At 58.9% G+C, this 26,994-nt stretch carries 21 protein-coding genes, 1 tRNA gene and 3 pseudogenes; 13 read left to right on the forward strand and 12 right to left on the reverse strand.

All coding sequences use genetic code 11. The features are described 5' to 3' along the window. Window positions 1-104 precede the first annotated feature (104 nt). The 9 genes from proX to RFM40_RS20440 all read right to left on the reverse strand — a co-directional run bounded on the left by proX (window position 105) and on the right by RFM40_RS20440 (window position 10,366). Window positions 105-1,352 carry a glycine betaine/L-proline ABC transporter substrate-binding protein ProX gene (gene proX, locus RFM40_RS20400; protein WP_320227047.1) on the reverse strand — a complete coding sequence of 416 codons (1,248 nt, stop codon included), beginning with the start codon at window positions 1,350-1,352 and terminating at the stop codon, window positions 105-107. Then, window positions 1,300-2,238 (reverse strand): ABC transporter permease, encoded by a 939-nt coding sequence (locus tag RFM40_RS20405; protein WP_320227046.1) that lies wholly within the window; start codon window positions 2,236-2,238, stop codon window positions 1,300-1,302. Before RFM40_RS20405 ends, proX begins: the two co-directional genes overlap by 53 nt. Further along, window positions 2,231-3,373: a quaternary amine ABC transporter ATP-binding protein gene (locus RFM40_RS20410; RefSeq protein WP_095781397.1), complete on the reverse strand. Its 1,143-nt coding sequence runs from the start codon at window positions 3,371-3,373 to the stop codon at window positions 2,231-2,233. Before RFM40_RS20410 ends, RFM40_RS20405 begins: the two co-directional genes overlap by 8 nt. Before the next feature lie 271 nt (window positions 3,374-3,644). Beyond that, entirely contained in the window at window positions 3,645-3,959 is a 315-nt protein-coding gene (locus RFM40_RS20415) for an NIPSNAP family protein (protein WP_320227045.1), read from the reverse strand. Further along, window positions 3,956-4,765: an alpha/beta fold hydrolase gene (locus tag RFM40_RS20420; protein ID WP_320227103.1), complete on the reverse strand. Its 810-nt coding sequence runs from the start codon at window positions 4,763-4,765 to the stop codon at window positions 3,956-3,958. The genes RFM40_RS20415 and RFM40_RS20420 overlap by 4 nt, the downstream gene beginning before the upstream one ends. 1 nt (window position 4,766) lies before the next feature. Then, on the reverse strand, window positions 4,767-5,846 hold the full coding sequence (locus RFM40_RS20425; protein WP_320227044.1) for an LLM class flavin-dependent oxidoreductase: 1,080 nt from the start codon (window positions 5,844-5,846) through the stop codon (window positions 4,767-4,769). 41 nt (window positions 5,847-5,887) lie between these two features. After that, window positions 5,888-7,399, reverse strand: coding sequence for an aldehyde dehydrogenase (locus tag RFM40_RS20430; RefSeq protein WP_320227043.1), 1,512 nt, complete (start codon window positions 7,397-7,399; stop codon window positions 5,888-5,890). 20 nt (window positions 7,400-7,419) lie between these two features. Next, the gene (locus RFM40_RS20435) at window positions 7,420-8,406 is read right to left on the reverse strand and encodes a flavin reductase (protein ID WP_320227042.1); all 987 of its coding nucleotides are present in this window, start codon (window positions 8,404-8,406) and stop codon (window positions 7,420-7,422) included. Between the two features lie 145 nt (window positions 8,407-8,551). Continuing rightward, on the reverse strand, window positions 8,552-10,366 hold the full coding sequence (locus RFM40_RS20440) for a helix-turn-helix domain-containing protein (protein WP_320227041.1): 1,815 nt from the start codon (window positions 10,364-10,366) through the stop codon (window positions 8,552-8,554). A gap of 166 nt (window positions 10,367-10,532) precedes the next feature. Here RFM40_RS20440 and RFM40_RS20445 point away from each other — a divergent pair, with 166 nt between their 5' ends. Together RFM40_RS20445 and RFM40_RS20450 are read left to right on the forward strand one after the other, a co-directional pair. Beyond that, complete coding sequence (locus tag RFM40_RS20445) at window positions 10,533-11,123, forward strand: amino acid synthesis family protein (protein WP_320227040.1); 591 nt, start codon at window positions 10,533-10,535, stop codon at window positions 11,121-11,123. A gap of 34 nt (window positions 11,124-11,157) precedes the next feature. After that, window positions 11,158-12,066, forward strand: a pseudogene (locus RFM40_RS20450) (2-hydroxyacid dehydrogenase). A gap of 463 nt (window positions 12,067-12,529) precedes the next feature. Here RFM40_RS20450 and RFM40_RS20455 read toward each other — a convergent pair. Next, window positions 12,530-12,739: a beta-barrel domain-containing protein gene (locus RFM40_RS20455; RefSeq protein ID WP_320227039.1), complete on the reverse strand. Its 210-nt coding sequence runs from the start codon at window positions 12,737-12,739 to the stop codon at window positions 12,530-12,532. 700 nt (window positions 12,740-13,439) lie between these two features. On the opposite strand from RFM40_RS20455, the gene RFM40_RS20460 reads away from it, so the two are divergent. From RFM40_RS20460 to RFM40_RS20475, 4 genes and pseudogenes are all read left to right on the forward strand, one after another. Beyond that, entirely contained in the window at window positions 13,440-13,664 is a 225-nt protein-coding gene (locus RFM40_RS20460) for a hypothetical protein (RefSeq protein ID WP_320278108.1), read from the forward strand. Window positions 13,665-13,954: 290 nt separating this feature from the next. After that, complete coding sequence (locus tag RFM40_RS20465; RefSeq protein ID WP_320278109.1) at window positions 13,955-14,656, forward strand: Crp/Fnr family transcriptional regulator; 702 nt, start codon at window positions 13,955-13,957, stop codon at window positions 14,654-14,656. A gap of 271 nt (window positions 14,657-14,927) precedes the next feature. Beyond that, window positions 14,928-15,674 (forward strand): response regulator transcription factor, encoded by a 747-nt coding sequence (locus RFM40_RS20470; protein WP_320227037.1) that lies wholly within the window; start codon window positions 14,928-14,930, stop codon window positions 15,672-15,674. Between the two features lie 64 nt (window positions 15,675-15,738). Further along, window positions 15,739-15,861, forward strand: a pseudogene (locus RFM40_RS20475) (carbohydrate ABC transporter permease); the annotation flags it as partial. A 37-nt stretch (window positions 15,862-15,898) separates the two neighbouring features. Here the strand turns inward: RFM40_RS20475 and RFM40_RS20480 are convergent. Both RFM40_RS20480 and RFM40_RS20485 read right to left on the reverse strand, forming a co-directional pair. Beyond that, a pseudogene (locus RFM40_RS20480) lies at window positions 15,899-16,042 on the reverse strand (carbohydrate ABC transporter permease); the annotation flags it as partial. Between the two features lie 73 nt (window positions 16,043-16,115). Beyond that, window positions 16,116-16,907, reverse strand: coding sequence for a response regulator transcription factor (locus RFM40_RS20485; RefSeq protein WP_320227036.1), 792 nt, complete (start codon window positions 16,905-16,907; stop codon window positions 16,116-16,118). Between the two features lie 608 nt (window positions 16,908-17,515). On the opposite strand from RFM40_RS20485, the gene RFM40_RS20490 reads away from it, so the two are divergent. The 7 genes from RFM40_RS20490 to RFM40_RS20520 all read left to right on the forward strand — a co-directional run bounded on the left by RFM40_RS20490 (window position 17,516) and on the right by RFM40_RS20520 (window position 26,765). Then, complete coding sequence (locus tag RFM40_RS20490) at window positions 17,516-19,372, forward strand: polysaccharide biosynthesis/export family protein (RefSeq protein ID WP_320227035.1); 1,857 nt, start codon at window positions 17,516-17,518, stop codon at window positions 19,370-19,372. A gap of 163 nt (window positions 19,373-19,535) precedes the next feature. Continuing rightward, entirely contained in the window at window positions 19,536-20,891 is a 1,356-nt protein-coding gene (locus RFM40_RS20495) for a GNAT family N-acetyltransferase (protein WP_320227034.1), read from the forward strand. A gap of 22 nt (window positions 20,892-20,913) precedes the next feature. Continuing rightward, window positions 20,914-20,998, forward strand: a tRNA-Asn gene (locus RFM40_RS20500). Between the two features lie 304 nt (window positions 20,999-21,302). Further along, window positions 21,303-22,178, forward strand: coding sequence for a 4'-phosphopantetheinyl transferase family protein (locus RFM40_RS20505; protein ID WP_320227033.1), 876 nt, complete (start codon window positions 21,303-21,305; stop codon window positions 22,176-22,178). Between the two features lie 228 nt (window positions 22,179-22,406). Further along, window positions 22,407-23,447, forward strand: a complete 1,041-nt coding sequence (locus tag RFM40_RS20510) for a thioesterase domain-containing protein (protein ID WP_320227032.1) — start codon at window positions 22,407-22,409, stop codon at window positions 23,445-23,447. 42 nt (window positions 23,448-23,489) lie between these two features. Next, window positions 23,490-25,511, forward strand: a complete 2,022-nt coding sequence (locus RFM40_RS20515; RefSeq protein ID WP_320278110.1) for a non-ribosomal peptide synthetase — start codon at window positions 23,490-23,492, stop codon at window positions 25,509-25,511. 84 nt (window positions 25,512-25,595) lie between these two features. Beyond that, entirely contained in the window at window positions 25,596-26,765 is a 1,170-nt protein-coding gene (locus tag RFM40_RS20520; protein WP_320278111.1) for an acyl-CoA dehydrogenase family protein, read from the forward strand. The last annotated feature ends 229 nt before the right edge of the window (window positions 26,766-26,994 follow it).

Here is a 26,994-nt window from a genome sequence, read left to right on the forward strand (position 1 = left end):
TGGCAAGATCGAATTGCCCCGGCGGCTTGCGCCACCGGAGCTTCTTTGCGTCGTCAAACCCCGGCGTCGGGTCGGCCTGGCGCGGCTACTTCAGCGAATTGTGATCAGCTTGCAATTTTGGCACGGTCAACCCAGGCATTGAACTGTTCCTGATGGGTTTCGATCCATTCATGCGCCAGCTTTTTGATGTTGTTGTCGCTGCCGCCCTTTTCGCTGATCGTTTGTTCCCAGGTCGACCAGTCGGCCAGCGGGAACGACATCTGCTCCACGAGCTTCTTGACTGCCGGATTGGCTGCAATGAACTTCCGGTTGGCGACGGCGTTCCAGTTCCATGCCGCCATGGCCATGCGGCATGGATCAGCACCGCCAGCGCAACCGCTGACGCCTGGCACCAGGGCAGACCCCTTGTTAGGGACCGATTCCGGCAAGGCATCGAAGGGCGTCGGCAACCAGACGACATCCTTGCCGGGCACCAGAGCCTTGTTCATCCACGAAGGGCTCCAGGCATAAAAGAATACCGGCTCGCCGCGCTTGACACGGGCGACGGCCTCGACCATCAGCGCCTCGTATTTGCCGCGGACCGAATTGACGCTGCCCTTGAGTCCGAATTTCTCAAGCTGGAAGTCGACGACGTCGCCGCAACTCCAGCCCGGATCGCAATTGATGAGGTCGGCTTTGCCGGTCGTGCCGAAAAGAGCTGCGATCTTCGCATCCTTCATCTGATCGAGCGTGGTGATGTTGTTTGCGTCGGCGGTTTTCTTGTCGATCAGATAGCCATTAATGCCGCCGCCTTGAATTAGGCCACCGCCGACGATCTCCGCCTCCGCCTCGACCTTCTTGTAACCCGGCTCGCGCTGCGGGAAGTTTATATCGGTCGCGATATCGAGATCGCCCTGGGCCGCCGCCTGGAAGAACAAGGTGGTGTTGAGCGTGCTAAGCTTGACGTCGTAACCGAGTTCCTTCATCGCCGCCATGCCGATCTGGGCAACGACATAATTGGCGCCTAGGCTGTCGGACTGGGCGTACCGCACCGTCTTGCCGCTCCCAGGTAGGTCTTCGGCGAAAGCAGTTTGGCCTAGAGAGGCCGCCAGCACCATGCCGGTGACAAAAAGGGAAAAGGTTTTCAGGCTGTGCTTCATCGATGTTCTCCTTCTGGATTTTTCTTTGGACTTCACTGAGTTCGAGGTTCGGCTGTAACGCGGGCGCTGCAAGGGATAGGCAAGTGAATTCCTGGCCGGCGGAACGAGCCGCCGGTGTCTGTCGTCATTCCGGTGGTGGTTGCCGCCGGAGCGATTCCGCTCAATGCGTGCGGTTCGCTGCGGATGTTGCGATGGCCTCGTGCGATCGCTCACCCTTGAAAAGATTGAAAAGGTAGCGCAGCACCGACCTGCGCTTGCGGTCGGTCGGCTGGGCAAGCTGCTGGGTGATCCGATCAAGCATCATGGCGAGCAGGACGATGGCGATGCCACCGACGGCGGCGCGACCGACATCGAGACGTCCGAGACCTTGGAGAACCACGAGGCCAAGGCCTTCCGCGCCGATCATGGCGACGACTACGGACATCACCATCGCAGTCAGCACGGTCTGGTTCAGTCCTCCGAGAATGGTGGGGATAGCCAACGGCAGCTGTATTTCCCACAGAAGCTGGCGCTTATCGGCGCCGAAGGCGAGACCTGCTTCGACCATTTCCTGCTCTACCATGCGAATACCCAGATTGGTGAAGCGGATTAGCGGCGGTGCAGCTGCTGTTACGACCGCCACTTCGCCCGGCACTGTGCCGACGCCGAACAGCATGACGACCGGCACGAGGTAAACGAACGTCGGTGTGGTCTGCATAATGTCGAGCACCGGCCGCACCACGCTCCAGACCTTGTCGTTACGAGCACACCAGATGCCGGTCGGCACGCCGATGGCGGTGCAAAACACGATGGCCGTGGTAATCAGCGAAAGCGTTGTCATGGCCTCGGTCCAGACACCGATGGCTGCGATCACGACAAGTGAGATGGCGCTGAACACCGCGATGCCGATGCTGGCAAGCCGATAGGCGGTCAAGAACACCAGAACGACGAAGATCGGAAACGGAATTTCGTGCAGTATGTAATCGTTGAACGACAACAGGTTTTCGACCGGCCACTTGATTGCAAGAAACAGTGGACGGAGGTGGAGCGCGACCCATTGGACGGCGTCTGCAATCCACTGGTCCACCGGAAAGATGGCTAGATCATCGGCATCAAGCATTGTGGCCTCCCATCGAAGCAGGCGCTGGCGATCTCGCCGCCGAGGCGATCCGTCCAAGGATATGTTCGGGTTCAAGCATGCCGAGGAAGCGGCCGTCCTCGTCAATGACGGCCATTGCCTTGCCGCTCTGATACAAGCCAGCGACATCCACGAGCTTGGTGGCGCCGCTCACCGCGACGAAATCACGCGTCAAAAGGTCACCGACCGGCTTGCCAGCCTTTACCTGTTGCAGGGCTGCAGCATCGAGACAGCCGACGATGCGGTTCGACGCGTCGATGGCAAAACTCATAGCCTCGGGATGCTCGGCGTCGCCGACGATCCGCGCCGAACCATCGCCCGACACCGTCGAACCGGTGCGCATCACCGACCGTGCGTCAAACAATCGCGACCGGTCGACTTCGCGCGTGAAGGCGGCGACATAATCGCTGCCTGGTTCGAGCACGATCGATTGCGGTGTTCCCTCGCGTACCAATTCGCCTTCGGACATAATGGCGATGCGCGTTCCGAGTTTCAGCGCCTCCTGGAAGTCATGAGTGATGAAGAGGATGGTCTTCTTCAGCGTGTGCTGCAGCCGCAGCAACTCATCCTGCATCTCGGTCCTGATCAGCGGGTCAAGGGCGCTGAAGGCTTCGTCCATTATGAGGACGTCGGCATCGGTCGCCAGGGCCCGCGCCAAGCCGACACGCTGGCGCATGCCGCCGGAGAGTTCATGCGGGCGATGATAGGCCCATTTGGCGAGACCGACGATCGCCAGCACCTCTTCAGCGCGCCTGCGTCGCCGCGCGGCGGAAACGCCACGCAACTTCAGGCCGAATTCGGCATTTTCGATCACCGATTTGTTTGGCAACAAGGCAAAATGCTGGAAGACCATGGAGATGCGCGTGCGCCGCAATTCGCGAAGCGCGTCCTCGCGTAGCGGCACGATGTCGATATCGTCGAGCAGGATCTTGCCTGCCGTTGGTTCGTTCAGCCTGTTGATGCAACGCGCCAGCGTCGATTTGCCGGACCCCGAAAGGCCCATGACCATGTAGATGGCGCCCGAGGGAACGGAAAGCGAGACGTTGTTCAGACCGACGACGGCGTCGGTCTCCGCAAGGACACGAGCCTTATCCGCGCCGGTGGCGAGCAGCGTCATGGCTCTGGTGGGTGAAGGGGCGAAAATCTTATACAGATTCTCTACTCTCAATCGCTCTGTCACCAATGGCTCCCATGTTTCAACGATACGGATGTTCCCGATCCGCAATTTTTTGACGAGGATCAATTAAGGGGCATGTCAGCGAGATCGTCTTCCGCTAACACGGAGGATTTTCGCCCCTCCCCTTCCTCCGATCCGAGGTGCGTTAATGGCAGTTCAATTCCACCGTGCGCGGTTGGCTTCAGGGTTTTGCCTTACCCTCCCCTTGGTCCTATTGGAGTGGCGAAAAATCGGTCGGCAGAAGGATACGGTTTTCCGCGCTTTCGATCAGCGCCGTCAGTTTCGGAATGAAGACCCGCCAGCGCGCATCTTCCGACAACGTGCGCCGGCGCGCCACGCGATCGGCGAAATCGGCATATCGCCAAAGATGGACCATCTGGTTCAGCTGCCCGACCTCGGTGACGAAATAGCCGATCAGTCCGCCGAGAATCGGTTCCTGGATTGCCAGCCCCTTCTCGCGCACAAGCTTCAGATATTCGGAGGTTTTGCCCGATCTTATGCGATAGATACGCTCTTCAACGATCATTTCACGGTCTCCGGCACGGTCAAAAAATCCGCCATCATCGATGCGACGAGATCGGGTGCTTCCGTCAGGATTGAATGCCGCAGCCCCGGAAGGATGCGGAGATCGGAGCCTGGGATGCGCTCATGCATATATCTTGCCATGCGCGGATTGGAGCCGGCATCCTCCTCGCCGGTTGCAATCAACGTCGGGCAGCGAATCTGGTCGAGAAAACCGCCGAAGTCGGTCTCGGCGAGAACCCGGTAGGCAGAAGCGTAACAGTCCGGATCGTTCTGAGAATTTCGCTGCCTAAGCGTTGCGATCAGATCGGGATTCTTCTTCTGGAAATCCTCAGTCAGCCAACGCGACAGGGATGCGTCATAGTGCGATCCCGGTTCGCCGCTGCGAAGAGCGGCGAGGCGGGCGAGAACGCGCTCCCGCTCCTCGGGCGTGCGTCCCGCGACCGTCGAGAGGAGAATCAGGCGCTGAATGCGCGGAAGATGCGTCAGTGCCAACCGCTGTGCGATCAACCCGCCAAGCGAAAAACCGGCCAGATGGAAACGGTCGAAGCCGACACTGTCCGCCAATGCAAGTGTTTCGGCAACGAAATCGTCGATCTCGTAGCGGCCTTTGACGCGCGACGAGTTTCCGTGACCCCGTAGGTCGAACGTCAGGATGGTGAACCGATGCTTCAGCCGCTCGACGACCCCGCTCCAGGCTTCAAGGTAGGAACCGACACCGTGGATGAGCACCAACGGCTCTGCCCCATTGCCGTCAACCCTATAGTTCAGGACCACATCTCCGACCGTATGACGCTGCGTATCAGTCATCCTAATACCCTGCCGCGGCCAGTTGCTGGGTTTCGCGCTCGCGTTGCGCAAAGAAGGGCATGACCTCGTCTGTGAACAGGCGAAGCGTCTTCTTCTGCAGTTCGAAGGGCAGGTTGAAGCTGAGGCCGAGACAATATTGATCGACGCCAGCTGCTTCGTAGTCGAGCAGCTTCACGATCACTTCGTCGGGCGTTCCGAACATCAGGTTCTTGCGGATATTTTCCGGGTTGTAGTTGTCGCGGCCCTTAACGCTTTCGAAGGGCACGGCCTCCGGGAAACCGTTCTTCACGGTGCCAATGTTCTGCATGAGGTTTTCGAAATAGCGACCATAGTTCATGCTGTGCTCGACGGCGAGATGCCAGTCGTCGGCCCTGTCATAGACACAAGTGCGCCGCTGCATCATGAATTTTGGGCGTTTCACCTCGGGATGATCGGCGACCGCCTTGTTGAACTTGCTGGCGAGCACGCCGATTTCCGCCGCCGGAAACGAGAGCGGCGTGGAGAGGATGTTGGCGCCGATGCCGATCGCCCAGTCGAAGGTGCCAGGATCGCGGGCGGCGACCCAGATGCGAGGACCTCCCTTCTGCAGCGGCTTCGGCACCGAGGTCGCTCGCGGAAAATTCCAGTACTGGCCCTCATGCGCATAGTCACCGGCCCAAAGCTTCTGGACCGCTGGCACCAGTTCCTTCATGTAGCCGACGCCCTCCTGCTGCTGGACGCCCGGCGCCATTCGGTCGAACTCGTACTGATAGGCGCCGCGGGCGATGCCGAATTCCAGGCGCCCGTTCGTAAGGTGATCGCACAGTGCGGCTTCGCCAGCGAGACGGATTGGATTCCAATAGGCGGCGGCAAGCGTTGCCGTTCCCAGGCGGATACGGCTCGTATGCTGGGATAGCCACGTGAGGATCTGAAACGGATTGGGTGATATCGTGCACTCGATTGTGTGGTGCTCCGGCGTCCAGATCGTCTCAAACCCGCCGGCGTCCGCGATTTTGGCAAGTTGCAGCAGATTGTCCATTACGGCCGTCATCGAGGTTTCTGGCGAGAAACGCTCCATGCCCAATGAGACGGCAAATTTCATTTCAATCTCCCTTGGATGGTTTGTCCCAGTGTTTCTGACGGTCAGCGCAGTCGAATGACAAAGGGATCCTGCATGGCGCCGGAATAGTCGATGACGACATTTTTTGCCCTGGAGAACTCGCGCATGACGTCGAAACCGCCACGCCTGCCGTAACCACTTTCCTTGAAGCCGCCATTTGCGGACATGTAGGCTGCTGACCGGTAGGTGTTGATCCAAACGGTACCCGCATCGATCCGGTTGGCGAAGCGCATCGCCCGGTCGATATTCTGGGTCCAGATCCCGGACGCGAGGCCGTAGCGTGTGTCGTTGGCGAGTTCGATCATGTCTTCTTCCGAGGAAAAGGGCATGACACCAACGACCGGTCCGAAAAGCTCATCGCGCATGAAGGACATATCGTTCTTGGCGTCGATCATGACGGTCGGCTCGAAATACCAGCCGCGGGCGAGTTCTTCCGCCTGAGGACGCTTGCCGCCTGACGCGATCCGTGCCCCTTCCTTGACGCCCGAAGCAACGTAGGACTCGACTTTCGTCAGCTGCGCCGACAGCGCCAGCGGGCCGATATCCGTCTTGTCCTCCAATGGGTGGCCGACGGTGATGTGGTTGGTGCGTTCCACCAACGCTTCGATGAACCGGTCGTAGACGCTGGCCTCCACGAAGCAGCGCGAGCCGGCGACGCAGGTCTGGCCCGCAGCGGCGAAGACGCCCGAAACGACCCCATTAACGGCCTTTTCGATATCAACGTCGGAAAAGATCACGTGGGGAGATTTGCCGCCGAGTTCCATCTGGCACTGCGCAAGGTTGGTCGCCGCGTTAGCAGCAATTTTACGGCCGGTATCGGTGCTGCCGGTGAAGACGTATTTTGCGATGCCCTTTTGCCGCGTCAGCGCGTCGCCGGTTACCGCACCCGTTCCCGAGACGACGTTGACAACGCCGGCCGGAAACCCCGCTTCCATGATTAGCTCGGCCAAGGCCAGCGTCGAGGCCGTCGCGTGCTCGGAAGGCTTGATGACGATGGTGTTGCCAATCGCCAAACAGGGAGCGAGCGTTCCTGTCAACATCATCAGCGGCGAGTTCCAGGGTGTGATCATGCCGACGACGCCGATCGGTTCGCGCATGTTGAAGTTGAGCTGGTCCAGCTTGTTGACCGGGATCGTATCGCCCTGCAGTTTGTCAGCCATGCCGGCAAAGTAAGTGTAAGAGTCCGGGATCGAGCGCATCTGCGCCCGCATTTCTTTGATTAACTTCCCATTGTCGCGTGTTTCGATCAGCGCTAGGTCGTCGGCATTGGCAAGAACCAGATCGGCCAGTTTGCGCACCAGCTTTCCGCGATCGGTTTGCGTCATACGTCGCCAGGCAGGATTGACGAATGCCTTTTGCGCCGCCTCAACCGCCAGTCGCACATCGTTGGCGTCGGCTTCCGCAAACTGATACCAGGCCTCCGCGGTGGTCGGGTCGAAACTGTCCAGGTAGCGACCGGATGTCGGTTCGACAAACCGGCCGTCGATAAAGAGGTTGAGGCGCATTCCCTCGAGCGATTTCACCGTCGTCTTCATCGTCGCTTCCTGATTTCGGGTTAGTCTTGAAAGGCCTGATGCCACGAACGGGCCTCGCCCTCGATCATTGCCAGTCGCCCGCCGTCGCCGGAATCCATGTAGATGCCAAAGCGTTCCTGCTTGCGCTCGCGGACATAGCGGCGAAGCATCGCCCGCAATTCCCGGGTCGGGATGAGGTCATAGGGCAGCTTGTCAATGGCAAAGAACCGCAGGTCTTCCGGCAGGTCGCGCCCTTGTCCGCCATCGGCAAGTCGGGCGCGATAGATTAGATAACCGGGGTCGCAGTCGGCAACATCGAAGATCGAGTAAAGAAAGGTGTTGTCCGACAGCAGCTTGAGGGATTTGCCGTCGTCGAGCGGCAGTTCGCTGCCGGCCTTACGGCGTTTGGCCGTTGGCAGAGCCCAGCCACCGCTTCCATCCGCTCGCAGCAGGATCTCACCGCTGGCTTCGATCAGATAACCGATGATCATGTTGTGCGAGGCCAGCCAGCCGGACGGCAGCGGATCCTTAACGCTGGCGTATCGGCCGCGGCAAAAGCCGAGCGGCGCTGAAGGGCTCGTACCGAAAGCCTGCACCTGGCCGATCAGGATGACATGATCGCCTGCATCGACCCTGTTGTAGATCGTGCAGTCGAACCAGGTAAGGCTGTCCGTCAAGATTGGCGCGCCGGTATGAACGCGGTCGTGATTGACGGACTGGAATTTATCGGGGGATTTCGAGGCGAAGATCGCCGAGATGTCGACCTGTCCCTCATGTAGCAGGTTAACGGCAAAGGAATCCGCCGTCGTAAAGGCAGCAAAGCTTGACGCCGATTTTGCGACGCAGACCAGCAGCAGCGGCGGATCGAGCGAAACCGAGGTGAAGGAATTAGCCGTCATGCCGCGCGGATCGCCGTCCGTGTCCCGCGTGGTGATGACGGTGACGCCGGTGACAAAGGTTCCGAAAGCCCGACGCAACGCGATTGGGTCGATGGCCGTCGGAATCTTTGCGGTTCCCGTGGTCAACATGGGATCAGCGCCTCCTGGTGGTTGATAGCGGGAAGGCTAATCGCAAGAAGAGCGACCTTCTTCCTTCATTCAGCCGGAAGAGCACGGAAAATATTGCTGCTGTTTGCGGTAAGAGAGGAAGGGTGCCGATCTGCCGTCCCGAGGGTCAGATCGATTGATCTTCAGCCAAGGAACGACCTTCCGTGACACCATGCAGGTGAATGGCCAATTCGATGGCAAAGCGCCGCTCTGGCGTCTCGACATCGATGCCGAACATTTCCTCGATTCGCGACAGGCGATAGCGCAGCGTGGTTACGTGCAGTCCCATCGCATCGGCGCAGGCGCCGCTGCGGCAGCCCTCCCTCAGATAAGTCGACAGCGTTTTCAGATAGGGCGTGCCATGCTGGCGGTCATGGGCGGCGATGGCGCCGACGCTTTCCTGCACGAAAGCGCGTACGTCGTCGACGCCCGCGGCTGCTACGAGCATCGGCAACGGCCCAAAATCCTGCCCGGACAGCGCACCGGTGCGACCGAACGAACGGGCGATGGCAATCATGCGACTGCAGCGATCCCAAGCTAACGGATAATCCGTCAGCGTGGCACAGACGTTGCTGGCGATGACGATCGGTTCTTCGTCAAAATATTGGCCAAGATCCGCTGCGATGCGCCGCATCAGTTTCGATGTCCGCTCCTGTTTCCAGACCTCGTCATAGGGAATGAGGCACACCAGCCCGCCATCGATGGCCACGACGCACGCGGGAACGGAAGCTTGCTGCATGATACGGGCGAGACTGTGATGCAGATCGACGGACGTTCCGCCAAGATTCTTCGCGCTCTCGGGAAAGTCGACGACGACGATTTGCTGGGTTGTCATGAAATTGATGCCGAGCCGCTGGGCCCGCTGCTGGACATCTGCCGCGTCGCGCCAACGCCGCTCCACGACCTCGAAGAAAAGCTCGGTCTGCGTGCGGGTTTCGAAACGGAATCGGATGAAACTGCGCATCATTTGGACGCTGAGCGCAAACTTGGCGCTGTCAAGCAACAACTGGTCCAGGTCGCTGAAGGCACGCGACGTGGAAAAGATGATCAATGCCCCGACAAGTTGGCGGTCGACCGTCAAGGGCTCGATGCGGGCGGCGAGATTGACCCGGGAGCAGCCGTCATCGAGAAAAAGCGACGCCCCGCTGTTGCCGCCCCGTTCAATTGTATCGCGTGCTGCCTTTCCCAGTTGTCGGCTCAGCGGACCGGCCGCTGCTGATTGCCAAGCGGCATCATCGAACTGCACCTCGCTTGGCGAGCGGCCGGCGATGATCTGGTTCGCAGTAAAATCGACGACGACGACCGGATTGGGCAGCAGGCTGCCGACCATCGCCGACAATGAAGAAACGGAGCCGTCTGCAAGCACGTGTTCAAGTAGTGAGGTGTGCGCCTTGAGCGCCTTTTGCAACCTGTCTCCGGCCTGCCGTTCGGCTTCCAGCCGCTGCTCCCTCTCGATCGCGATGGCGCCGAGATGGACGATCATACCCAGAAACGCCAAGTCCTCTTCCGGAACCTCCATGATATCCCGCGACACGACGCTCAGCACCATTGGCCGGCCCTCGAAGTCGCTGCAGTTCATAGGCATGACGAGGACGGTACGGTAATCTCGCTCGAAAGCTTCGCGGCGATAACCTGGAAACTCTTCGGATTCGCGCACGTCGCGGATGTAGACTGGCTCGTTCCGCTTCAAGGCGATCAGCGAGGGGCTCGTCGCCAGTTCCCAACGGTCAGGGAGCGTTCGCTGAATCAACGTCGGGTCATGCCGAACCATCACATGGGCATAACCATGAGCGGCATCGATCGACATGATCGAACCGAGCGTCCAGCCCGCATGGCGGCAGGCGGCGAAAACCAAGTGCTTGAGGATCATGACAAGATCGCCGCCGGAATTGATCTCACTCGCGACGTCTTTGAGAACCGAGATTTGAGCCTTCCTGTCCACGATCGCTCCCTGCGCCACGACCCGCTGAGTTAGGCATGCGCGGAAGCTGAATTCTACATCGTTTCGAAGTGCCGGTCATTCCGCTTTTCCTCCTTAACGAAGGAAGACATTCACCGTCGTTGCTCATTAGGTTGCGCCACAATCCAGCGAAACAGAGGAGGAATCCATGGATCTCGGAGTGAGAAAGATCTGCACATTCATCGAGGAAGTATTCGTCGAGGGTGGCAAGAAAGCCGACCAACCGATCTCCATGGTGGTGGTCGCAGCCGTATTGAAGAACCCGTGGGCCGGTCAAGGGTTCGTTGAAAATTTGCGCCCTGAGATTCTCCGGTTGGCGCCGGGTCTTGGCGCCGAAATGACCAAACGGTTGGTGGCGCTCTTGTCGGCGGATAAGGTTGAGGCTTACGGCAAGGCGGCTTCGGTCGGCGTCAATGGCGAGATCGAACATGCATCGGCGCTGATCCATACCTTGCGGTTCGGCAATATGTTCCGCACGGCGGTAAACGGCACGACCTATCTGAGCTTCACGAATACCCGCAACGGGCCCGGCGCCCTTCTTTCCCTGCCGATGACCCACAAGAGCGAAACCGGCAAACGCTCCCACTTCCTGACGGCCAACTTCCAGGTTCCGGACGCACCCGGTGCGGATGAGGTGCTGATCGCCATTGGCGCCTGTGATGGCGGGCGGGCGCATCCACGTATCGGCGACAGGTTCCAGGACATGGCGGAAATGGAAGCTGAGGGGCAGGCACGCTGAGCTTCGTCTTTCGCAGCAATCCCGGGGCGCCGAAATGACCTTCCTCTATGATGCCGATGCCGAACGCGGCGCCGAGTGGGCAGCGCTCTTTGCCGAACGTGCTCCCGAAATCGCTTCCACTATTGCGCGGACGCGATCGACCCGCGTTCGGTGAAGTATCTTGGCGTCTGGCATCCGCCCACAGACATAAGCGCGAAGTACCCGAACCTTGAGGTGCTGTTTTCGCTGGGAGCTGGGGGCGACCAGTTCGATTTCGACGCCTGTCGTGCGGATGATCGAGCCGGGCATTTCCGACGCGATGGCAGAATACGTCACGCTGGCAATACTGGCATTGCATCGTGATCTCCTCGCCTATCGTGTGCAACAGGCGGGCGGCGATTGGCAGCCCTTGCGTTTCCGGCCGCCAGGTGCGTCGCGCATCGGCGTGCTCGGAACCGGCGTGCTCGCGAAGACTTCACTTTCGGCGCTTCAGCCCTTCGGCTTTCGGTTGAACGCCTGGAGCCGTTCTCGCCAGTCGATTGGAGGCGCCATATGTTTCGCCGGTAAAGCCGAGATGGATAAGTTTCTCAGTCAGAGCGATACCCTCGTTTGCCTGCTTCCGCTGACATCCAAGACGGCCGGAATTCTGAATGGTGCGTTGTTCGCAAAACTCCCGCCCGGCGCGGCGATCGTCAACTGCGGGCGTGGTGGCCATTTGGTGCAGGCCGATCTTCTCGTCGCGCTCGACAGTGGCAGGCTTTCCGGCGCAGTTCTCGACGTCACCGATCCGGAACCCCTGCCGGCCGATCATCCTTTGCGTCTGCATGAAAGAATGCTGCTCACCCCGCACGTAGCCAGCATGACCCAACCGGAAACGGCCGTCGAGGTGGTGATAAACAATATCCGCCGGCATCAGGCCGGACAGCCACTAATCGGTCTCGTAGACCGCCACCGTGGATATTGAGGTCAGACAAGCCGCAAAAAAAGGGAGGCGCACCGCCGTGCCGCTACGCACGGGTCCCAGACTGCCTTAGGCGCATGACAACCGAGCGAATTGGCGCGCGCCGGAACCCAACCGCGCGATTTCTTCGGCAGGGGCCACGACCCTCCACGGCGTTCGGAGCGGCTCCCGTCCTCTAGGGATGACGCGCAAACCACAGCCTGGCGATCCTTTTGGCGAACCGGTCAATAAATCATTGATAAATAACGATAATGATGGGCACTGAGGGACGACGTTTTCAGTGAAGAGTCAATATGTTGGCGGATGGTTCGCCCACGAATATTCCTCGTACGATCTCGTATGGTCTGGCGAACCTAAGATGAAGGGCAGGAATAAACCTCCCTTCCCGCAAGCACTGCGATACCGGTATGTGTGCGTGGAGGAATCTGAGAAAGCGTTAAGACCGCATTTCGACGTCGGCCCTACATTACTCCTCCTTGAATGCGCGGTCGATTTGATCGGCCAGTGGCTTGACCAGATACGAAAGCATTGTCCGGTTGCCGGTCGAAAAGAAGACCTCCACTGGCAGGCCAGGAGCGAGAGACAGCCCTTTCAGCTTTTTGAGCTCCGCGCGCGAGATGCCGACGCGGACGGTGTAGAAGCCTCCAACTTGCGCGTCGTTAGCGAATCGACCCATTTGCGGTCTAAAAGACCGTCAGGCAAAACTTGGGCTGCTGGAACGCTATTTTCATAACGAATTCAGAGCGTTAGCTTCCAAAAAAAGACCGTCATCAGCCGAATTGGGCTGACGGTATTGCGATTTTGGCGCTCGGACAAGAAAACGGATACGGTCAAAAAGACCGGCAGATCGATCCTTTTGCACGCGATAGTCTGCGATAGATGCTGAAGATTTCTGCTTTTTAAATCAGCGACTTAGAGTGGATTTCCGATAGTTCCCGATAGGCCGCGAAGGACATCAAATCATTCCTTGGCTATGGTTCTGGTTGATCGGTGGCGCTTGCCGTGACAGGCGACCTGTCTTGTTTTGGCGGTTGCAGATCTGGTGGCTCCACAGGGCGGGAGCCCGCAGGGCGGGAGAATTTCGGACATCCTCCAGCCATTGCCGGCCAACGCCTTCCGGACGTCGCCGATTACAAGGGCAGCCGATAACCCAGCGCTCCTAAACTGCTTAGGGTCGCAGGCGTGCAATTGTCATTCTTGGTCCTTCCGGCTTGCGGAAAACGGATTCCGAAATAGCCGCGGGCAGGCGGAATACACACGGTGGATAAACGCAGTTGGCCTCGCAAGATTGCGCCCCCTTTGGTAAACTATCACGCGTCGAGTGCTAGGCAGCGGACGGCTTGCTTGCATTCCGACCACGGGGAGGAGAAACGGTAATGAGCGCTCAGGTCATATATCGCGCATTCGGCGCGAAGGAAGTCAGACAGCTCAAGGAAGTTTATGACCGCGCCCGGTCCGTGCACGCCAAGTACTCGGAGTCCCACGTTGCGGGCAGAGCCGCCAGAAAGCTGATCGACGCTTTCGAAGCTGTGATCGGGCCCGACGGAACAGTCCTAAACACGCGGTGGTTGAACGAGACAGACCCGCAGGGACACGCCTGAGTTCCGCGCTCAAGCACCCGCTTTCGGGCGGATCACAAGTCTTCAATTTATCTGGGAATCTGCCCGTGTTCGCCGCGGACAAAGCGTGACCGCCGGAGGCCCTGCTTTGTTTCCAAGTTCAGCCTGTAAGCAGCGAGGAGTGGTGATTTCAGCCCTCGCCGGCTGATTTTCTTGGCTGCCAGCATGGTCCGAATTGGGCTCGCAGCGGAACGAAAGCCGGATCGGGCTGGCCTTTGAGGAGCAACGATTGTAGGTTGCACTCGGAAAATGGCGCAGACTGGCCGGTCTCGATGCAGATACCGTCGCACTTCACATACTCACGGCGCGGGGAGCAGGGCATCGTCGAGAACGATTGGGGGAACGACCTTCTCGGCATTCCCGCAAAAATTTACAAAGCCCACTCGGTCCTGTGCCGCCAGGATGACGACGACGATACGGTGTTCATTGTTAAGTCAGGTTGGGCCATTCTTTATCGTGGACTGCTAGATGGAGAGCGGCAGGTCATCGACACGCCTCTCGGGGGGGACGTTGTCGGTTTCCGTTCCGTGGACGGACCCCGTTTCGCAACGCTGGCGTCCATAACCGAACTAGCCGTCTATGAATTTTCCAGGAAGGCACTGGTGGAAAGCATCTTGTCGAACGGCCGTTTCGGCAACAAGATCGCTTGCGCTCTAGCCCGCCTGAACGCCATTCTTGCCGAACATCTCGTGAATACCGGACGCCGGAATGCGCTGAGCCGCACGGCACATTTCTTGCTCGAATTAGAGGAGAGGCTCTCCAACGTTGGACTCTCGTCCCATGGAAGATACGAGTGTCCCCTTGCTCAGCATGAGCTAGCCGACATCCTCGGAATGACTACCGTTCACGTCAACCGTACATTGAGGGAACTCCGCAGGGCCGGGTTAGTATCCTTCAAGGCAGGCCATGTTGAGGTGATCAATCGTAAGAAACTGGTTATATTAGCCGGCTTCGATAAAGAATATCTCAGGTAAACGGGCGTGCGGCGCCAGTCCGCAGTGCGTCGAGGGCCGATTGTCTCCTTCCACAGACGTATTGTAGCCTCTTAGGACCGAGTTCGGCGACTGCTTTCGGGCCAGAAATTTACCGAAAATTAACCTATGTTAGCGACCGCATATAAGTAAGCTCTAAACTCGCTGCGATTTCAAGCTTTCGCGAACGCGGGGAAAGCGCCTTCAAAAACTTAGAGAACGGGGGGGTTATGTCGGCCGCCGGAACGCGGCTTGTGTGAAAGGGTGGGGTAGCATGGGTTCCACAAGAGGGCTGCACAAACACGAGTCGGGAAATTCGCCAAAAATTTCATCCAATGGGGCAGAAAAGATCAACGGCAAGGAATGCCTTCTCATCCTTGATGGAAGGGCCTTAGACCGGGAATGCCTCGCATCTGCGTTGGTAGACCACGAACTCGGCATGGCGGTCGTCGCCACGGGTTCGATCGAAGAATGGCGCCAGAAGGAGGAGGCGGGCCATATCCTTGCTGCTATACTTTTCAACCTTGGCGGCCGGAAGGTGACCGAGCACGCCATAGCAAACGAAATCAGGCACATATCGTCTGAGTTCAAAACGATCCCTGTGGTTATCCTGGCCGACAATGAAGATCTTGCACAGATTCTAATGGCTCTCGATTGCGGCGCCCGCGGCTACATTCCGAGCTCCGTGGGCGTTGATGTCTGTGTCGAGGCAATCAACCTTGCGGCAGCTGGGGGTACCTTTGTTCCAGCCAACAGCGTTCTCTCTGCGCGGCACTTGATGGACCCTGGCAGTAGCGACAAGCAGCCTTTCGCGGAAATGTTCACGCTCAGGCAGGCTGAAGTCGCCCAAGCTCTCCGACGCGGCAAGGCGAACAAGGCCATCGCCCACGAACTGAACCTGCGCGAAAGCACCGTGAAGATACATGTCCGAAATATCATGAAGAAGTTAAAGGCGACCAACCGCACTGAAGTCGCCTACAAGGTCAACCACCTCTTCGGGGAAGGAACTCAGCGAAAGTGACGAATCCCAAGTCGAGGGACGTCGCTGCCGTGAATAAGAGCGGGATGAGATTGCCTCCGTTTGAGGCTGGGCATTGGCGCGCTACGACTTCCTCGGCAAGGGCATGGTGGTGGCGATCATCTTCGGCACCATCACGCTTCCGTATGGCATGGTGCTGATCCCGCAATTCATCATGTTGGCGCGTGATAGATGCCGATCGCGCCGACGAAATTGGTGTTGCGCTACAAATTGTTGAAATTGTCGAGGAAGCGGTCATGCGGCAGAAGCTCGATGCCGGGACTGAAGATGCCGTTGTGGGGCAAGGTGGAAAACACCACCATCATCCATAGCGGGAAGAGCCAGATCAATGCCAGCGGCGTCAGGAACATTGGAGGGGTGTGACAGCGCCGACGTTTGGCTGAACGGCCTTGGCGGCGAGGGCCTGCTCACACGAGCAGGCGGTCACATGGCACGAGCGTTCCCGAGAAAACTTTTATTTAAGTCCTGCTGATCATAAGAGGGCGGCACTGCGATCTTTTCGTTCCCCGATACGGCACTGCCGGTGAGCACGCCATGGTTCATCGCCCAAACCGCAGCCTGAGTACGGTTGCGGACCCGAACCTTTCGAAGGATGGCTTTGACGTGTACTTTCACCGTAGCTTCAGCGATGTTAATTCTGCGCGCGATGGTCTTGTTAGACTCCCCTTCGATCAGGCAACGCAGAATACATTTCTCACGAACTGACAGACCTGACAGTTCTCTCTCATAATCTTCCGGTTTCATCGCCGTGTTGATCGACTCGTCCACTTCATCATACTTCGGGCCAAGCCAAATATCTTTAATATAAGTCGATGTTTCTGCAGGCAACACCGTCTGCCCAAGCATGACCAATTCGATGGCTTTGACGAAAGTTTCGTGCCCGGCGACTTTTGTCAAATACGCGTCAGCCCCCGCGCGGAAGGCTGAAACTATATCGTTCGATCGAGAGTGATCGGCTAGCACAACGACGTGGCTGGTCGGATAAACTGCCTTAAAATCTGCAATTTGCGCGATTCCAGCATCCACGTCAGTGGCGTCGACATCCACGATGAGGAGAATCGACCGGTCCTGTGGCAGCGGCTTCTGCAAGAGATCGCGAACACAAGCCGCAGAGCAAAGAATACGGAACTTTTCTGCACCGAGGATTCGAATAAGGCCCTCTCGGAGTAACCCGTTGGGCCCGACAAGCACTGTTGTAAAGGATTGTCTTGTCATCGCACATCCCCTGAATGTGTCCTACCTTACGCCAGGAAGCCGCGAACCAAGGATACCCTCTTTAGGCGCATACCCCCTTTAGGCGTAAGGGAGTCGTCGAGGTCTATTCGGATTTGGGTAGGAGACGTAGATAGGGATCGCCTGGTCTCCAAGGCTTGGACGATGAAATTGGACATTGCCCACCCGTCCGGCGATCGTGGGGCCGCAGACGTTCGAGAGCTCCCGTTGGTAGGCCCACATGCGCGGTGCGCCGGCGCCCTGTCTCATGGCCTTCAGAGGCCCTGCTGCGGCGCAGTGGTCGCTCGTTGAACGAATTCTCCAAGCGATGTTAATCCGGAAGGAGTGCCCACAAAGAGAGAGTTGTGCCGCTAGCTGTGAAGGCTCACGATAATGCGGAGCCTTGCTCGGTTCGACCAGTTCGGGACGGGATTGGCCACGTTAGATAACGAAAGACACGCGTCATGGCCATGGATGCAAAGTACAATTCCGACCAGGTTACTTCCTCATCACATTCGGCCCGAAGCGGCTTAAATGCCGTTCTGTTTGTTATGGTCCTCTCTGGCGTCGCCGTCGTGGGGGCGGGCGCAATCAGAAACTGGGAGGCCGTCATGCAGAAGGTCGAGGATGGATCCGGAGTCCTAGCGCAGAGGATCGAAGATGTCTCCGGACCTGTGATGCAGAAAGCCGAGGAAGTCTCCGGAGCCCTAGCGCAGAGGATCGAAGATGCCTCCGGACCCGTGATGCAGAAAGCCGAGGAAGTCTCCGGAGCCCTAGCGCAGAGGGTCGAAGATGCCTCCGGACCCGTGATGCAGAAAGCCGAGGACGTCTCCGAAGTCTTGGTGCACGGGATCGAGCATGTCACCGGAGCCTTGGTGCAGAAGGCGTCTGCTGCTATCGATAGCTGGCAAGATCAACCAGCACAAACCAGGGCTGAACCTTCCCATGCGATCGTGCCGGGGGTGGATGCGCTGGCCGCCAGTTTGGTCGAGCGGAGAGCCTCGCCCTCCCTCTCCAATGCCGAGCGCTCCAAAACTCTCAACACGGGACAGGATTCGACTGCTGCGGCGTTGATCGAACCGAACCCAGCTCCTGCGATCGCCACCGATTCCGAGCGCTCCAGAACGCTCAGGATGGCGCCAGACGTGCCAACCCGGGGCCTGTTCGGCGTCGGCGACCGGCTCAAGGTCGCGTTCTACGAGCGCGTCGACGTCGAGGAAAACAAGTGGGTGGACGCATCCTCGGCCTCGGCCATGAGCGGCTTCCTGCCACGTCCGGAACTGAGCGGTGAATATACTGTCCAAGAGGACGGCACGATTTCCGTGCCCTTGCTCGGCTCCATTCCGGTCGCCGAGCGGTCGGGGCAACAAGTACAGGCCGACCTGGCAGAAACCTTCGCGCAAGTGCTCGGCCGGAAGGGGCTGGTCAACATCCTCTCCCTGGAGCGCTCGCCCATCTACGTCCTAGGTCCGGTCAAGAACCCCGGCTCGTTCAAGTACGCGCCTGGCATGACTATCCTACACGCCATCGCGCTGGCCGGCGGGCTCAACCAGGGTGAGAGCGAGCCGTGGCAGAAGATCGAGGCTGTGCGTGAAACCGAGAAGCGTAGCGGGGCGATCGATGCCATGGTGAAATTGCTCGCGCGCACGGCGGTGCTGGAGGCCGAGCGCGACGGTACGGCGCCCAAGATCCCGTCCCAGTTGCTCGAACTGGCCGGCGCGATCCAAGCCGCCAGCCTCGTCAACGAACAGAGCGACCGCCGTAGTGCTGTCGCCATGGCCCGCAAGTACCGGGAGCGCGCGACCCTGGCCGCGCTGGAGGCGGCCAAACAGGACGTCGTCGCGTACGGGCATATGGAATCGCTGGACGAGCTCGTCAAGCTGCGCCAGGAGCGCGTCAACAGTATGCGTACCCTCGTGAACCGCCAAGTTCTCAGCACGACGATGATAGACCAGGCCCAGAGCGAGTTGTCCGACGCCGAACAGCGTCGACAGGACGCCCGCAACCAGTACGCGACCGCCAAGCAGCGCGTCGCTTCGCTCGAGGCGGAGGTACTACAAACGCGTGCCGACCTCAGACACGATCTGGAGGTCGAGATCGAAACGACGGAGAGCCAGATCGCGGCCAATGTGCGCGAGTTGAACGCGAGCGAGGGCGTCCTGTACACTTTGCCTGTGACTCGCGCCCAGTTTGCGGCCCAGTTCGCGACTGATGCGAACAGGGTGACCTATCAAATCGTGCGGCAATCGCCAACCGGGCCGATCAGCATCGAGTCTGCCGGGATGACCCTGTTGCGGCCAGGTGACCTGGTGAACATCATCGTGGGCGAAAGCCAGCCAAGAGGGCCGGTCGGTTCGCCGATCCCAACCTCGTCACCGGAGGGCGACACCTTGCCCGCCGAGAATACCCTCAACGATGTCGGGCATGGGCGCGTGCTGGCCGATCAGATGATGATTGGTCCGAATTGATGCCTAGCAAAAGGGCTACCCAGGGGACGGCGATTCGCCTCCGGGGGCTGGATACTAGCGGAACACCGCTAGTCACGCGCGCTGAAACCAAAGCGGGGTGTTGGCCGCCGACACGGTGTCAGGACAGAGGCGGCCGCATCAGAGGTGGCTCAGTGGTTCGTCCTTGTCCTTCGTCCTTGCTTCAATGTTTGATCGTAACGGAAAACCTATTCAAGTGGCGAAGTCACCATCTTCCAATGTCTCCTTTATCGAAGCGAAACGCTATCGTGTAACTCCAGACGAGCATGCCATGCCGCAGGATGCAGTTATCGATGTTACTATCGAGCCCTTGCATAACATGGCGAGACTTGAGACCGATTGGAAGGAGCTTGAAGCGCGAGCAACTTATTCATTCTATTTGTCCTGGCTTTGGATCGGAACTTGGCTCCGGCATCTCCCAGCGCGGGCACAACCACATGTTTTGGTCGCCCGGACGCCCAGTAAAATCGTTGGCTTGGCGATTATTTGCCGGCGGAGGGCGTGGGGTTTCGGGCGGCATGCGCGGGCACGTTGGTTACTCAATGAAACCGGAGACGGTCGTTTCGATCGATTGTTTATTGAGTACAACAATATTCTTGCGGAGCGATCCTTGGCCAATGCCACTAGAGCGGCATGTCTCGAGGCCTTGGCGCATCACTTGCGCTACTCTGATCAGCTGGTGCTTTCCGGAATTGATACGGACCTCGAGATGGCCGCTTGTCGCACCGCGGGCCGGGCTGGGTTCATTACCGAGGTGAAAGCAGAAGATACGGCACGGTGGATCGATTTCGCCAAGGTCCGCCAGAAAGGCGGGAATTACCGCGCCACATTAGGCCGCAACACTCGCCAAGCGATAAGTCGTGCCATGCGATTGTACGCAGAACGCGGCCCCCTTGAGTTTCGAACCCTGGAAACGACGTCGGAGGCGCTCGTCGCGCTTGACCTACTCGCCGAGCTTCATCAGGCGCGGTGGGGACAAAAGGGATCCTTTGCCAATCCGAGTTTCCGCCTGTTTCACGAGGACCTCATTGCGCGCGGAGTTCCCACGGGGACCGTTCGCATCTCACGGACCTTGGCTGGAGACCAGACAATTGGAGTCTTGTACAATTTCGTACATGACGGGCATGTTCTCAACTATCAAAGCGGCTTTCTGTTTGAGCGCGATGGCCGGCTCAAACCGGGCCTTATCAGCCATGTGCTGGCTGTTGAGGACAGCATCGGCCGCGGGGAGTGCGGCTACGATTTTCTGGCCGGCTCCGCCGGGCACAAGTCCCACCTGGCTAATGCGGAGCATCCCCTGACGTGGATCGCAATAGGCAAAGACAGTCCAGAGCGACGCATCGAGGCCAAGCTGCGCGGTGCCAAGCGGGTGCTAGGCACCATTGCTACTCAGGTGAGAAGGCCGCGGCTTAAAAATGGAGCTGTCACTCTGTATCAAGTTCGAAGCAACGCCCATCGATCGGACGGGTTCGGCCGGCGGCAGGCGAGGACCGAGGGGTAGGTTGGGTTAGTCTAATCTATGTTTCAGCGTGGCGGAATTGGTAGACGCACCGCACCGTTAATGCGACGCCGAAAGGCTTGTAGGTTCGACCCCTACCGCTGGAGCCATAGATTCCAGATAGATCACCGGCACCCGGAGCTGATCATTCGCTAGAAAGGGTCATCAGCAAAGGCCGTTATCCGGGCGGTCACTCGGCCGCGCAAGTGAAGCGCGGACCGCAGCAGGCCTTATTTACCAGAGCAGAGATCTGGAGCGAGTTCATTACTAGCAACATTCAGTTTGGCAGTTTGGCTTCCGGAGACCCTTGCGAGCAGCAGCCTGGCGATTCTGTGTAGCCCGTCCCCTACATCGAAATTTCCACCCGGCATTCCTTGCTTTCGATCTTGCGAAACTGTTTCATCCGGACTCCGCATGAAGGGCGTTGCCATTTTTGTGCGCATGAGCGCTCCGAGCGAGCGGGATCCACGTATGACTTCTGATCGCTGCCCTGTGCTCGATTTCCCCATTTGCTGGTGCGGGCGGGGTCGCATTGGATGCGAGCTGGAATTGTCATGCTGTCTCGGCGGGACATCAATTAATGCGAACCCTAGATTCGGCTTCAGTCGGCCTTTTGTGGAGCCGGCACCGCCCCATCCAGACTTTTTGGATAAAGTCGAACAGAGACCGGGGATCATCATTCCGGTACTCGACAATGATGGTTTGGAAGTCCTGGTGTTCATGCTCGATGCTGAGCAGAACGTCGTCCACGAGATAGGTGTTTGCCTCAACGAAGGGGAACGTCGGCGCGCCGACAAATTGAGACTGGAGCGCGACCGCCGCCGCTTTGAAGCCACTCGGAGGCTGCTGCGCGGAGTCCTCGCTTCCAGATTGGGAATCTCACCGTCCGACGTCGAACTAGAATATGGACATACAGGCAAACCCCATCTCTCACACCGCATGCCTGCTCGCGATTTGCGCTTCAGCCTCTCACGATCCGGAGATGTCGCGGTCGTCGCTCTCGCGATCAGGCAGGAGGTAGGGGTGGACATCGAGGCAGTTCTTCCTGTGCCCGAAGCCGACGAGATTGCAGCGCTCTGCTTTCGCGCGTCCGAGTACAGGTCCTACAGCGCCCTTAGTCCGCAAGACCGGCTGGACGGCTTCTTGAGGCGCTGGACCCGCCTGGAGGCTATCTCTAAGGCCCTGGGGTGCGGCCTAGGACAGCCCCCTTCTTGGCAGGAAGCGGATTGGGCGATCCATAGCTTCGTACCGAAACCCGGGTACATCGGGACGGTGGTAGTCCGGAATTGAGTGGTACTCCGGAATTGAAGTGTCCGCGGTCCCATCATTCACTTACGATGCAAACACACGCAAGTTCATTCGAACCGCAGTTGTTTCCCATCCTTCGTGCTGGGTCGCGGGCGAGAACTCGGGACAGCACTTCATGTATGTCCCGCGCGTAGGAAAGGCGGCAGTTTCATCGATGAAACGCCGTGCTGGAGGAGTTGGGACGCGGGGACCACTTAGGCTCCGTCGTGAATGAACGGTAAGGCCCTTATGTCGGCGGACGTTATGCAGTTCCCGGAGCTTCTCGCAGACCTAGCGGTCAAGGACATAAAGGTCTGGGTAGACGGGGGTCGGCTGAGGTGCAGCGCCCCAGTTGGCGCTCTGACGGAGGAATTTCGCGACCAGTTACGAGAACGGAAGAGCGAGATCATCGCGTTTCTGAACATGGCCACGGCGGCGGCCAGGCAACAGCCTGCAATCATTCCGCTGCAGTCTCGCGGAACACGTACCCCCATCTATGCCGTGCCTGGGCATATCGGGGCGCCCTTCTCATTCTCGGATCTCTCGAAGCATCTCGGCGACGATCAACCGTTTTACGCCCTCCAACCGACTGGCTTCGATGGGCAGAGCGAGCCGATGGACCGCGTCGAAGATATCGCCGAGTACTTCGCACGCCAGATTGTCGAATATCAGCCCTCCGGTCCGTACATCATCGCTGGTTACTGCTCCGGCGCTGCAACCGCCTTGGAACTGGCAAAAATCCTCGGTCAATGGGGTGCGGAGGTCCCGTGCACAGCACTGTTCGGCCCACTTCACCCTGCCACCTATCAGAAACTGCCGCGTCTGCTGTATTTCTTTGCCAGGCGTAGTGCCGATTCATTCCTACGAGACATTGCGAAACTGCCGACATTCGGCGCCCGTCTCCGATATTTTGGCAGTCGCCTCCGGAATCTCGGCGAGCGCCTCCGCGCCCTCGTGTCCCTCCTTCGCAAGAGCGAAGAGCCTGTCACGACAGATCCGGTGCTGGCGAGCAGAGCTCGACTCAAGTCCGCCGCGATCACGGCTTTGCGGCGATATGTTCCCACTCCATATTCGGGTCGAGTATGCATATTTCTTCCGAACAGGTCCTGGCTGCGATCGGGTGCAGCACCGCGCCGATGGCTTCGAGTTGTACCCCATGCCGAATTCTATTTCGGGCCCGAGGACTGCAACGACACCCTTATGCTGGAGGAACCGGACGCACCGGCCATCGCAGAAATTTATCGCCAGGCAAGTCAAAAGCTGAACGATTGACGTGATGGATTCTTGTGATTTCCGCGATGGAGAGCGTATCTCATGAATGAAGTCCTACCGATTGCGGCGAGGGGCGTAGAGGTTCCCCTACTTAAAGATGCCGATCATCAGGCGCTGGTTGTCGAGTACAACGCCACCGCAGCGCCCTACCCGTCGGACAGAACCATCATCGATCTCTTCCACGATCAGGTAACGCGTAGTCCTCACGCCGAAGCGATCCGCTTCGGCGATGCGACGCTGACGTACCAGCAGCTCAACGAACGATCCAACCAGATGGCCACGCTTCTGAGCTCGACCGGCGTTGGGCCGGGTCAGATCGTCGTTGTGTTCATGGAGCACTCCATTGAGGTGGTCGTCGCGATCTTAGGCATCCTGAAATCCGGCGCGGCCTATGTGCCGGTGGATGCGGAAACGCCGAAGGGGCGTGTCGCGACAATACTGAATGACATTGCCGAGGGCACGGACGGGCGGGTGCCGGTTGCGATCACTCAGGCACGCCTGCAAGCCGTCATTTCCCCGAACCTTGCCGACATTTTCGTGCTCGACGCGGATTTCGGGTCGATTTTGGATCAGCTGGACTCGGCCCAACCGTCTGCAGCCACTCCGGGCGGCGCCGCCTATATCATCTTCACTTCCGGCTCGACCGGCACGCCCAAGGGAGTCGTGATCGAACACCGGAACCTAGTAAACTACATCTGGTGGGCCGCCAGGGTGTATGGTTCCGTCGAAGGTGACGCGTGGCCCCTTTTCTCATCCCTCGCCTTCGACCTGACCGTTACGTCGCTCTTTACACCCCTGATCACTGGCGGCCGTATCGTGGTCTATCTTGGTGATCCCGGACTGCAGAGCATGGTCGTGCTGAAGGTCATCGACGACAATGCCGTCGATATCATCAAGCTGACGCCGGCGCATCTCGCGATGATCCGCGACCGCAACCTTGAAACTACACGACTGCGCAAATTCATCGTGGGCGGCGAGGACTTCAAGGCCGGATTGGCTCGCGAAATCACGAACGTTATTCCCCATCCTATCGAGATCTACAACGAGTATGGACCAACCGAAGCCACAGTCGGCTGCATGATTCACCGTTTCGACATCGACCGGGATCAATCCGTATCGGTGCCGATCGGCGTTCCGGCCGCCAATGCGGGAATCTACGTCCTCGACAAAGAATATCAGCCCGTCGGCCCCGGCATCATCGGCGAGATTTTCATTGCCGGCGACGGTCTTGCGAGAGGCTATTTCAATCGCCGTGACCTAACCGACGAGCGTTTCCGCACGGTCGTCGATCCACGAGATGGCTTTTCGAAATTGCGGCTGTATCAGACGGGCGATCTCGCTCGTTGGAGCTCGCAACGACGACTGGAATTTCTCGGCCGCGCCGATCATCAGGTGAAGGTCGGTGGCGCGCGAGTTGAACTGGGCGAGATTGAAGCGCGGCTTCTCAAGCACCCCCACGTTCTGCAATGCGCTGTCGCCGCCACCGCCAACTCGAGGACGAAACCAGCGACACCAATAGTGACCCAAATCGGCGATGTCGAACCGTCAAAGGCCGACGACGGCATCGCACGACTTGTGGCCTACTATGTCTCGTCGAAACCGCTGACCGTGGCAGACCTACGGGCCCACCTCGCCGAAGAACTGTTGGAGTCCATGATTCCGACGCACTATGTTTGCCTCGAACGGATGCCGCTCACATCCAACGGCAAGATCGACCGCACGTCGCTTCCAGAGCCGACAGCGGAAAACTTCCAGTCTGCGCAAGAATTCGCCGCCCCCTCGACGGAGACTGAGAAGACTCTGGCCGCGCTGTGGTGCGATCTCCTGAAGATCGAGTCGATCGGACGTCTAGATAACTTCTTCGACCTGGGCGGGAAATCGCTCCTCGTAATGCGGGCGGTATCGCGCATGCGGAAGGTCTTCGGCGTCGATGTCCAACTTCGCAACCTCTTCGAGCGCCCGACACTCGCCGAACTGGCCGAAGTGATCGACGGAATGCGTTGGATTGCTGATTCCAAAGCCTCTTCCCTTTCGGAGGGACCGAGAGAGGAGGTCGAACTCTAGCCTATCGGAAGGCCCGTTCGGCCTTGGGCGCCAATCCGGACGGGGGACTTATGGCGTTCACTCATAGCAGAGCGGGCGAAGAAGATGAACAAAGCTTGGGTATCGGCGCGAGAACCGGGGCTGCCTTGGGTGGCGGCAGAGTATGAGCTCTTACGGGATCAGATCTGCAGGTTCGTCAAGGAGGAAATCAAGCCCTGTGCGGATCGCTGGGAAGAGAACGGATTCATCCCCCGTCCGATCCTGCGCCGCATGGGCCAGCTCGGCTTTTTCGGCATCCGCTACCCGTCCGAGTATGGTGGTGCCGACATGGACTCGGTCGCATCGACGGTCTTCGCCGAGGAGCTCGGGCGTTCGACGTATGGCGGCGTCGCCGATGCAATACTTGTCCATACCGACATGGCTTCCCTGTATGTCTTTCACGACGGCACCAAAGCCCAACGAGCACGCTGGATGCCGAGCATCATCAGGGGCGAGGCGATCACCGCGGTCGCCATCACGGAGCCGGATGCGGGCTCGGACGTGAAGGCCATCCGAACGCGCGCGCTGCGAGATGGCGACTTCTATGTCCTCGACGGCACGAAGCTCTACATCACCAACGGCGTCCACGCTGATCTTTACTGTGTTGCAGCCAAGACTGATCCCTCGGCAGGAAGCAACGGGATCACCATGTTCCTCGTCGAAAAGGGGACGCCAGGCTTCAGCGTCGCCCGCGAGCTGGACAAGTCCGGTTGGCGCTCCTCCGATACGGCGGAGCTCGTCTTCGACTGTTGCCGCATCCCCGCCGAGAACGTGCTCGGCGTTGAGGGGCAGGGCTTTTACTCCATCATGCGCAACTTTCAGAACGAGCGCCTTGTTCTCGCCGCGATGGCGATAGGGATGGCCGAAGCGGCGATCGATATTACCCTCTCCTACGTGAAGACTCGGCGCGCATTCGGTGGCGTCCTATGGGAGATGCAGGCGATCCGCCAACGTCTCGCGATGCTCTCGGCGAAGGTGGAAGCTGGCCGTGGGTTTCTCTATGCCACCGCTTGGCGCATGGCGGCGGACGACGATTGCCTGCGCGAAATTTCGATGTTGAAGGCCATCTGCGGTGAACTTGTCAACGAAGTGTTATATGCGTGCGCGCAGTTCCATGGCGCTATGGGCGTTATGCGAGAGAGTCCAATCGAACGCATAGCGCGTGATGCCCGCGTCCTATCCATCGCCGGCGGCGCGACGGAGGTCATGCTGGAAGTGGTCGCGTCGATGTCGTGAGCGCGATGCGGCAGTGAGGATACCGCTCCTGGTGATTGCAGGAGGGCGAGTCTTCGCACGTCGCACAGGATTGGCTGAGGGAGTTATCGGATGTTCTTTTTTCGCCCACCCTCTCTCAGGCGGCGCTAAACAAAAGCATAAGCGATCATGGTTGTGAACGCGCTCGATGCAGACCCTGCCAAGTAGCGGCCCTCGACGTGATCGAGTGCCGTCGGCAATGCGGACGCGC

This window comes from Mesorhizobium captivum, from assembly GCF_033977165.1.
Classification (GTDB): Bacteria; Pseudomonadota; Alphaproteobacteria; order Rhizobiales; family Rhizobiaceae; genus Mesorhizobium; species Mesorhizobium captivum.

Bases quoted from the DNA above. Each gene is read 5' to 3' on its own strand.
- RFM40_RS20425 (WP_320227044.1), bottom strand. From the start codon at position 5,846: ATGAAATTTGCCGTCTCATTGGGCATGGAGCGTTTCTCGCCAGAAACC.
- RFM40_RS20410 (WP_095781397.1), bottom strand. From the start codon at position 3,373: ATGACGCTGCTCGCCACCGGCGCGGATAAGGCTCGTGTCCTTGCGGAG.
- RFM40_RS20510 (WP_320227032.1), top strand. From the start codon at position 22,407: ATGAACGGTAAGGCCCTTATGTCGGCGGACGTTATGCAGTTCCCGGAG.
- RFM40_RS20445 (WP_320227040.1), top strand. From the start codon at position 10,533: ATGGATCTCGGAGTGAGAAAGATCTGCACATTCATCGAGGAAGTATTC.
- RFM40_RS20435 (WP_320227042.1), bottom strand. From the start codon at position 8,406: ATGTTGACCACGGGAACCGCAAAGATTCCGACGGCCATCGACCCAATC.
- RFM40_RS20465 (WP_320278109.1), top strand. From the start codon at position 13,955: ATGCAGATACCGTCGCACTTCACATACTCACGGCGCGGGGAGCAGGGC.
- RFM40_RS20420 (WP_320227103.1), bottom strand. From the start codon at position 4,765: ATGACTGATACGCAGCGTCATACGGTCGGAGATGTGGTCCTGAACTAT.
- RFM40_RS20490 (WP_320227035.1), top strand. From the start codon at position 17,516: ATGCAGAAGGTCGAGGATGGATCCGGAGTCCTAGCGCAGAGGATCGAA.
- RFM40_RS20485 (WP_320227036.1), bottom strand. From the start codon at position 16,907: ATGACAAGACAATCCTTTACAACAGTGCTTGTCGGGCCCAACGGGTTA.
- RFM40_RS20415 (WP_320227045.1), bottom strand. From the start codon at position 3,959: ATGATCGTTGAAGAGCGTATCTATCGCATAAGATCGGGCAAAACCTCC.
- RFM40_RS20520 (WP_320278111.1), top strand. From the start codon at position 25,596: ATGAACAAAGCTTGGGTATCGGCGCGAGAACCGGGGCTGCCTTGGGTG.
- RFM40_RS20470 (WP_320227037.1), top strand. From the start codon at position 14,928: ATGGGTTCCACAAGAGGGCTGCACAAACACGAGTCGGGAAATTCGCCA.
- RFM40_RS20430 (WP_320227043.1), bottom strand. From the start codon at position 7,399: ATGAAGACGACGGTGAAATCGCTCGAGGGAATGCGCCTCAACCTCTTT.
- RFM40_RS20460 (WP_320278108.1), top strand. From the start codon at position 13,440: ATGAGCGCTCAGGTCATATATCGCGCATTCGGCGCGAAGGAAGTCAGA.
- RFM40_RS20455 (WP_320227039.1), bottom strand. From the start codon at position 12,739: ATGGGTCGATTCGCTAACGACGCGCAAGTTGGAGGCTTCTACACCGTC.
- RFM40_RS20505 (WP_320227033.1), top strand. From the start codon at position 21,303: ATGAAGGGCGTTGCCATTTTTGTGCGCATGAGCGCTCCGAGCGAGCGG.
- RFM40_RS20405 (WP_320227046.1), bottom strand. From the start codon at position 2,238: ATGCTTGATGCCGATGATCTAGCCATCTTTCCGGTGGACCAGTGGATT.
- RFM40_RS20515 (WP_320278110.1), top strand. From the start codon at position 23,490: ATGAATGAAGTCCTACCGATTGCGGCGAGGGGCGTAGAGGTTCCCCTA.